General features: G+C 64.7%; 6 protein-coding genes. 2 read left to right on the forward strand and 4 right to left on the reverse strand.

The window, feature by feature from the left end:
- Positions 1 to 602: phosphoribosylformylglycinamidine synthase I (gene purQ, locus ACI8UR_RS11985; RefSeq protein ID WP_415087912.1), on the forward strand; the 602-nt coding region annotated here is incomplete at its 5' end.
- A 51-nt stretch (positions 603 to 653) separates the two neighbouring features.
- On the opposite strand, the gene ACI8UR_RS11990 is transcribed toward purQ, so the two are convergent.
- Together ACI8UR_RS11990 and ACI8UR_RS11995 are read right to left on the reverse strand one after the other, a co-directional pair.
- The gene (locus tag ACI8UR_RS11990; protein ID WP_411713850.1) at positions 654 to 1,841 is read right to left on the reverse strand and encodes an archaeosine biosynthesis radical SAM protein RaSEA; all 1,188 of its coding nucleotides are present in this window, start codon (positions 1,839 to 1,841) and stop codon (positions 654 to 656) included.
- A 23-nt stretch (positions 1,842 to 1,864) separates the two neighbouring features.
- Positions 1,865 to 2,281 (reverse strand): VanZ family protein, encoded by a 417-nt coding sequence (locus ACI8UR_RS11995; RefSeq protein WP_411713849.1) that lies wholly within the window; start codon positions 2,279 to 2,281, stop codon positions 1,865 to 1,867.
- Between the two features lie 151 nt (positions 2,282 to 2,432).
- On the opposite strand from ACI8UR_RS11995, the gene ACI8UR_RS12000 reads away from it, so the two are divergent.
- A complete protein-coding gene (locus ACI8UR_RS12000; RefSeq protein ID WP_415087913.1) occupies positions 2,433 to 4,373 on the forward strand; it encodes an aldehyde ferredoxin oxidoreductase family protein in 1,941 nt (646 codons plus the stop codon).
- A gap of 49 nt (positions 4,374 to 4,422) precedes the next feature.
- Here the strand turns inward: ACI8UR_RS12000 and ACI8UR_RS12005 are convergent, their stop codons facing one another.
- Together ACI8UR_RS12005 and ACI8UR_RS12010 are read right to left on the reverse strand one after the other, a co-directional pair.
- Entirely contained in the window at positions 4,423 to 5,022 is a 600-nt protein-coding gene (locus tag ACI8UR_RS12005; protein ID WP_415087914.1) for a class I SAM-dependent methyltransferase, read from the reverse strand.
- Between the two features lie 34 nt (positions 5,023 to 5,056).
- Positions 5,057 to 5,833: DUF6293 family protein (locus ACI8UR_RS12010; RefSeq protein WP_415087915.1), on the reverse strand; the 777-nt coding region annotated here is incomplete at its 5' end.

A 5,833-nucleotide genomic window follows, 5' to 3' on the forward strand; every position in this document is an offset into this window, starting at 1 on the left:
GCATCGACGCCGAGATCGTCTGGCACGACGACGGCCTCCCCACGGACACCGACGGTATCGTCATCCCCGGCGGCTTCTCCTACGGCGACTACCTCCGTGCCGGCGCGATGGCCGCCCGCGCACCCATCATGGACGAAATCCGCGACGCCGCCGAGTCCGGCACGCCCGTTCTCGGCGTCTGCAACGGTGCCCAAATCGGCTCGGAGGGCGGCCTCACGCCCGGCGCGTTTACCACGAACCGCAGCGCGCGCTTCCAGTGTGAACCCGTCCATCTGCGCGTGGAGAACGCCGACACACTGTGGACGGCCGCCTTTGAGGAGGGCGAAGTCATCGAAGTGCCCATCGCCCACGGCGAGGGCCGCTTCGAGGTGCCGGACGACCACCTCGAAACGCTGAACGACGAGAATCGCGTGCTGTTCCGTTACTGTGAGCCGGACGGCAGCATCACCGACGCGGCGAATCCGAACGGTTCGAAAGAGAACGTGGCTGGCGTGCTGGGCGCCGACGACCACGTCGCGGTGTTGATGCCGCACCCCGAGCGGGCGTCGCTCCCCGATATCGGCCCGACCGATGGGCAGGGTGTCCTTCGCGGCTTCCAGTAGCTAGGCGTCGATAGAAGTCCCGAACGCAGACGGCGGTTGGGGCTGACTCCGTTATCGGACGAGCGGCTGATTGTACGTCGTCTCCTCGGCCATCACGTACTTCCAGGTGTCCTTACAGGCACACGACACTTCCTCGAACACCGAGGGGTCTTGCCGGAGGTCGAAGTCCTTGATGGCCCGCTGCACGAGGTCGTCACACTCCCCACAGTTGTGCGGGCCGCGGTCGGAGCCGTGCCCGACCGGGTCGGAGACGACGATGGCGTCGGCGTCGGCCGTCGATGCGAGCACCTCACAGATCGACCACAGCCACGGCGGCCGGTAGCCGCCGTCGTGGTAGAGCTCCTCGACCATCGTGTACCGCTGGACGTTACACGGGTTCATCGAGACGGTGTGGCAGCCGTCGACGCCGGCACAGCGCCGGATGGAGCGTTTCATGTCCTCGACGGCGTCGGGTTCGGCGAGGAACGGCGGCTTCATGAGGAGATACGCCTTCACGCCCGCGTCGGCGGCGCGCGTCTCGCGGCTTTCGTCCGTCGCCGCTCGACCATCCGGCGGCGCTCGCTCCGTTCCCGCCGCCCGTGCCTCCACGCAAGCGGCTTCGAACTCCTCGAAATCGAAGTACTTGTTGACGGCATCGTGGCGGACGCGGTCGGTCGCCGTTTCGAGGCCGACGGCCACGTCCGTCTTGATACCTCGGTCGGTAAAATCGCGGATTTTCTCCCGGTCGACGAAATCCGGGAGCGACTCGACGACCATCCGGTCGCGGTCGCTGAACGTCTCCGCGATGGCGTCTCGGGTTTCGGCGGGAATCTCCCGCTCGTCGAGGAACGACCCTGAGGTGTAGATTTTGATGAGGCCGGCTTTCTCGTCAGCGTCGTCGGATTCCGTCCGACTGCCCGGCGAGCGCTGCTCGCCGATGTTCTCGGCCTCGTGTTCCAGACAGTGTTCGATCTGGGTCATCAGGTGGTCGTGGGAGACGCTGCCGCCGTCGACGCTTTCGGCGACGTAGCCGCACATCGTGCAGCCACCGGCGCGTGCCCACCGACAGCCGCCGGTGTTGAGAATGATGGTGAGAGACTGATAGACGCCGTCGGGCGTGTTGTCCTCGTCGAGCCAGACCCGGGTCGGCTCCGTCGGGTCGTAGCTCTTGTCGTTTCGGGCCCGAACCTCACGCATCACCTCGTTGTGTGCGTCCATCCCCCGCCCCTGCTCGTAGGTATCGGGACTCGGCTGACTCATTGCCGGCCGTAGCCGACGCGCGGCTAAAGGGGTGTCGTCTGGGCGTCGACGGCGCGCTCGGCGCCGAAAAGCGGCGCGACCGCCCACCACAGCGAGGCTCCCACCACTGTGCCGGAGGCGTTCACGAGGACATCGAGTGTACTCAGCGACCGATAGGAGAGAGTACCCTGGAGCAACTCGATGAAAACACCGTAACAGACGGCGAGACTGCCGGCAACGAGAAGACCGCGACGGTCAGCAGCGAGTCGCGCGTAGCCGATGGCTCCGGTCAGCCCCGCGTAGGCGATGGCGTGAAGATACACGGACGTCTCGACGCCGAACAGCGTCGGTGGCACGCCATCGCCGGGTTCCGCGACCGACGCGGCGAGGATGACCACGAGACAGGCGAGGACGCCAGCGTACCGGAGCGGGCTCGGCGCAACGGGCAGCGAACGGGTCACGGCAGAGGCGTGCCGCGCCACCGATTTGAACCTCGCGGTTCGCTCGCCGGCGTACGGTCGCGATGCCTGGAATCAGGTAACCAGTTATGGTTACACAATGCTGGCAAGTCTTACCAGACTTGCACCCTACTAGCTAGTGGCACACGTTACAATGACAGAGTTAGGCGGATTCCACGATAACGTTGCTCGAGTCGACCTCTCGAGCGGTGACGTACAGTACGAAAACGTCGACGACGAGGACGCCAAAAAGTACATCGGGGCCCGTGGCCTCGGCGTCAAATACGTTTTCGAACAGGGCCCGGATGTCGACCCGATGGGGCCGGACAATCTGCTGGCGTTCATGAACGGCCCGCTGACGGGCACGCAGGTCACCATGAGCGGCCGCATCGCCATCTGCACGAAATCGCCGCTGACCGGCACCGTCACCGACAGCCACCACGGTGGCTGGTCGGGCGCCCGACTCAAGTGGGCCGGCTTCGATGGGTTGCTCTTCGAAGGCAAAGCCGACAAACCGGTGTATGCCGTCGTCGAAGACGGCGAGGTCGAGCTTCGCGACGCCTCCCATCTGTGGGGCAAGGGCTTCCACGAGACCCGCGATATCCTCGGCGAGGAAGTCGACGGGGAGTACGGCAAGAACCTCTCGGTAATGGGCATCGGCGAGGCTGGCGAAAACGCCGTGCGGTTCGCCGCCATCATGAACGAGGACGACCGCGCCTCCGGCCGCGGCGGCACCGGCTGCGTCATGGGCTCGAAAAACCTCAAAGCCGTCGTCGTCAAATCCGGCACGGAAATGCAGGAACCCGCTGATCCAGACACCTTCAAGAAAGGCCACAAACAGGCCATGGAGGTCATTACCGAATCCGAGGTCACGGCACCGAACGAGGGCGGGCTGTCGCTGTACGGGACGAACGTCCTGATGAACGCCACCGAAGAGATGTCCGGCCTGCCCGCCCGCAACGCCAAATACACCTCAACCGAGGACGCACGCAACGACGGCTGGGGTGGCGACGACTTCGATTCGGAAAACGTCTCCGGCGAGAACGTTCGTGAGAACATCCTCGTCGACGAACCCACCTGCCACTCCTGTCCCGTCGCCTGCAAGAAGGAAGTCGAAGTCGACGTCATGCACAAGGGTGAGGAGCTGAACGTCCGGACGGAGTCCTACGAGTACGAATCGGCGTGGGCGCTCGGCCCCAACTCCGGTCACACCGACCGCGACGAAATCGCCCTTATGCTCCAGCGCTGTAACGACCACGGCATCGACACCATCGATGCCGGGAACATGATGGCAATGGCCATGGAGATGACCGAAGAAGGCAAACTCGACGGCCTCGGCGAGGGCATCGAGTGGGGTGACTCCGAGGAAATCATCGAGATGCTCTCGAAGATCACCCACCGCGAAACCGAACTCGCAGACCACATGGCGGAAGGCCACGACCGCTTCGCCGAGGAGTTCGACGCCCACGAGAACTCGCTTGCGGTCAAAGGCCAGTCGATGGCTGCCTACGACCCCCGCTGCATGAAGGGGATGGGCATCGCCTACGCCACCTCGAACCGCGGGGCCTGCCACCTGCGGGCCTATACGCCCGCAGCCGAAATCCTCGGCATCCCGGAGAAAGTCGACCCCGTCGAATGGAAGGGCAAAGGCGAACTCACCGCCACCTTCCAGGACATGCACGCCATCAGCGACTCCTTCGACATCTGCAAGTTCAACGCCTTCGCAGAGGGCATCGAAGAGTACGTCCTGCAGTACAACGGCATGACGGGGCTCGATGTCGGCGAGGAGGAACTGATGCAGGCCGGCGAGCGCATCTACAACCTCGAACGCTACTACAACAACCTCGTCGGCTTCGACGGAGCCGACGACGACCTGCCCGAGCGGTTCGTCGAAGGCGAAGACGGTGCCATCCCCGGGCAGGGTGGTGTCGAGGGCAGCCTCGTCGAACTCGACCGGATGAAAGACGAGTATTACGAGGTTCGCGGCTGGGTCGATGGCGTCGTCCCCGACGAGAAACTGGACGCCCTCGGCATCGAGGTCGGCCCCGGTACCGGCGTCTCCAGCGGCGACTCCGCCGCACCCGCAGACGACTGAACGCTCCCACCCTCGTTCTTTTTTCAACTCGAGAAGCGACGGCGTCGCCCTATGCCTCGAAGATGAGCGCGTAGTGATACGGCGGGAGGTCGACGCGCCGCGTTCGCGTGAAGTCGGCGCCGTTTTCGACGATTCGTTGGGTCTCCTCGGGCGAGAGACGGAGGGCTGGCGGCGGCCCGCGCTGTTCGCCGGCGATGGTCGTCGACTCTTTCGGCACGTCCCGCCAGTTGATGACGACGAAGGTGCCCCCAGGCTTGAGCGCCTCGAACACTGCCTCGATGAACGTCTGCTGCTCGTCGCCAGCGACGCCGTGCAGCGTGTTCGCCAGCAGGCAGGTATCGACCCGTTCCGGGAGATGGTCGGCGAGGCTCCGAGCGTCGGCGTGGACGGGAACGACGTTCTCGACGTCTTGTTGGTCGGCGAGATGCCGGAGTTCGTCCAGAAGCGATTCGTCGACGTCGACGGCGTACACCGGCGCGGGGTCGGTGATTCGGGCGGCCGGGAGCGCGAAGTAGCCGTTCCCGCTACCGATTTCCACGAGCGATTCGCCGGATTCGACGCCCAGTTCGCGAAGCGTCGCGCCGGGCGTCGGCCACAGCCAACCCCACCAGTCCCAGTCGGGCTGTCGCGTGTTCTGGAAGCGTTCCATGACCGCCGTTCGCGGCCGTCGGGTAAAAACAGTCCTACAGCTCTGATTGGTCGGCGTGTGACCGCACCCACAGCTCGCCGATGCGGGAGAGCCGCGTCCGATAGGATTTGCCGTGCTCTTCCTGCTCGATGTAGCCTTTGCCGCCCGGGCCGAGGCGGTCGACGTTGTAGATGACTTTCGAGCGGAAGGAGTCGGTGTACTCCTCGCCGAGTTCCCGCGCGAGCGTCTGGGCCAACTCCGAGACGGATTCGAACTCGCCGTGTTCGCCGAGCGTGAAGAGGATGAGTTCCTCGAAGGGCTTGACGTTCGAGAAGGAGGCGACCGGGAGCTCGATGATGTGGCTGTCGCCGAACTTCTTGGCGCCGATGGTGGTACCGCGTTCGTCGAATTCCTCGAGGAGGTCGCTTGCCACCTGGAGATGCTCCTCGATGCGTTCGTCCTCGACGTCGCCGTCGAGCAGGTCGGCGAGCAGGTCGCGGTGGGCGCGGAGTTCCTCGGCCAACTCGGTTTCGAGGTACTTCTCGGGGACGGTGTAGTAGGTGTGGATGCGGTCGCGGTCGCCCTCGCGTTCGACCATGATCGAGTGGGCGGTGGTCGCGAAGGCGAAGGCGACGGTGCGCGGCATCGCGGAGACGTTTACCCACACCTCGCCGCCATCGTCGAGTTCGCTGTTGATGAGGTCGTAGGCCTGCTCGAAGGCGGCGTCGTAATCGTAGACGTCCTCGACGACGAACTGCTCGGTTTCGGCCCCAAGCAGGTTCGTGAAGTCCTTCTCCAGTTTGCTGGCGAGGTTGCGGGAGTACTCGACGTT

It is taken from the genome of Natronomonas sp. (assembly GCF_047616845.1).
In the GTDB taxonomy this organism is placed as follows: Archaea; Halobacteriota; Halobacteria; order Halobacteriales; family Haloarculaceae; genus Natronomonas.

Excerpts from the sequence above, each read along its gene's own strand:
- ACI8UR_RS12005 (WP_415087914.1), bottom strand. The coding sequence starts at position 5,022 with ATGGAACGCTTCCAGAACACGCGACAGCCCGACTGGGACTGGTGGGGT.
- ACI8UR_RS12000 (WP_415087913.1), top strand. The coding sequence starts at position 2,433 with ATGACAGAGTTAGGCGGATTCCACGATAACGTTGCTCGAGTCGACCTC.
- ACI8UR_RS11990 (WP_411713850.1), bottom strand. The coding sequence starts at position 1,841 with ATGAGTCAGCCGAGTCCCGATACCTACGAGCAGGGGCGGGGGATGGAC.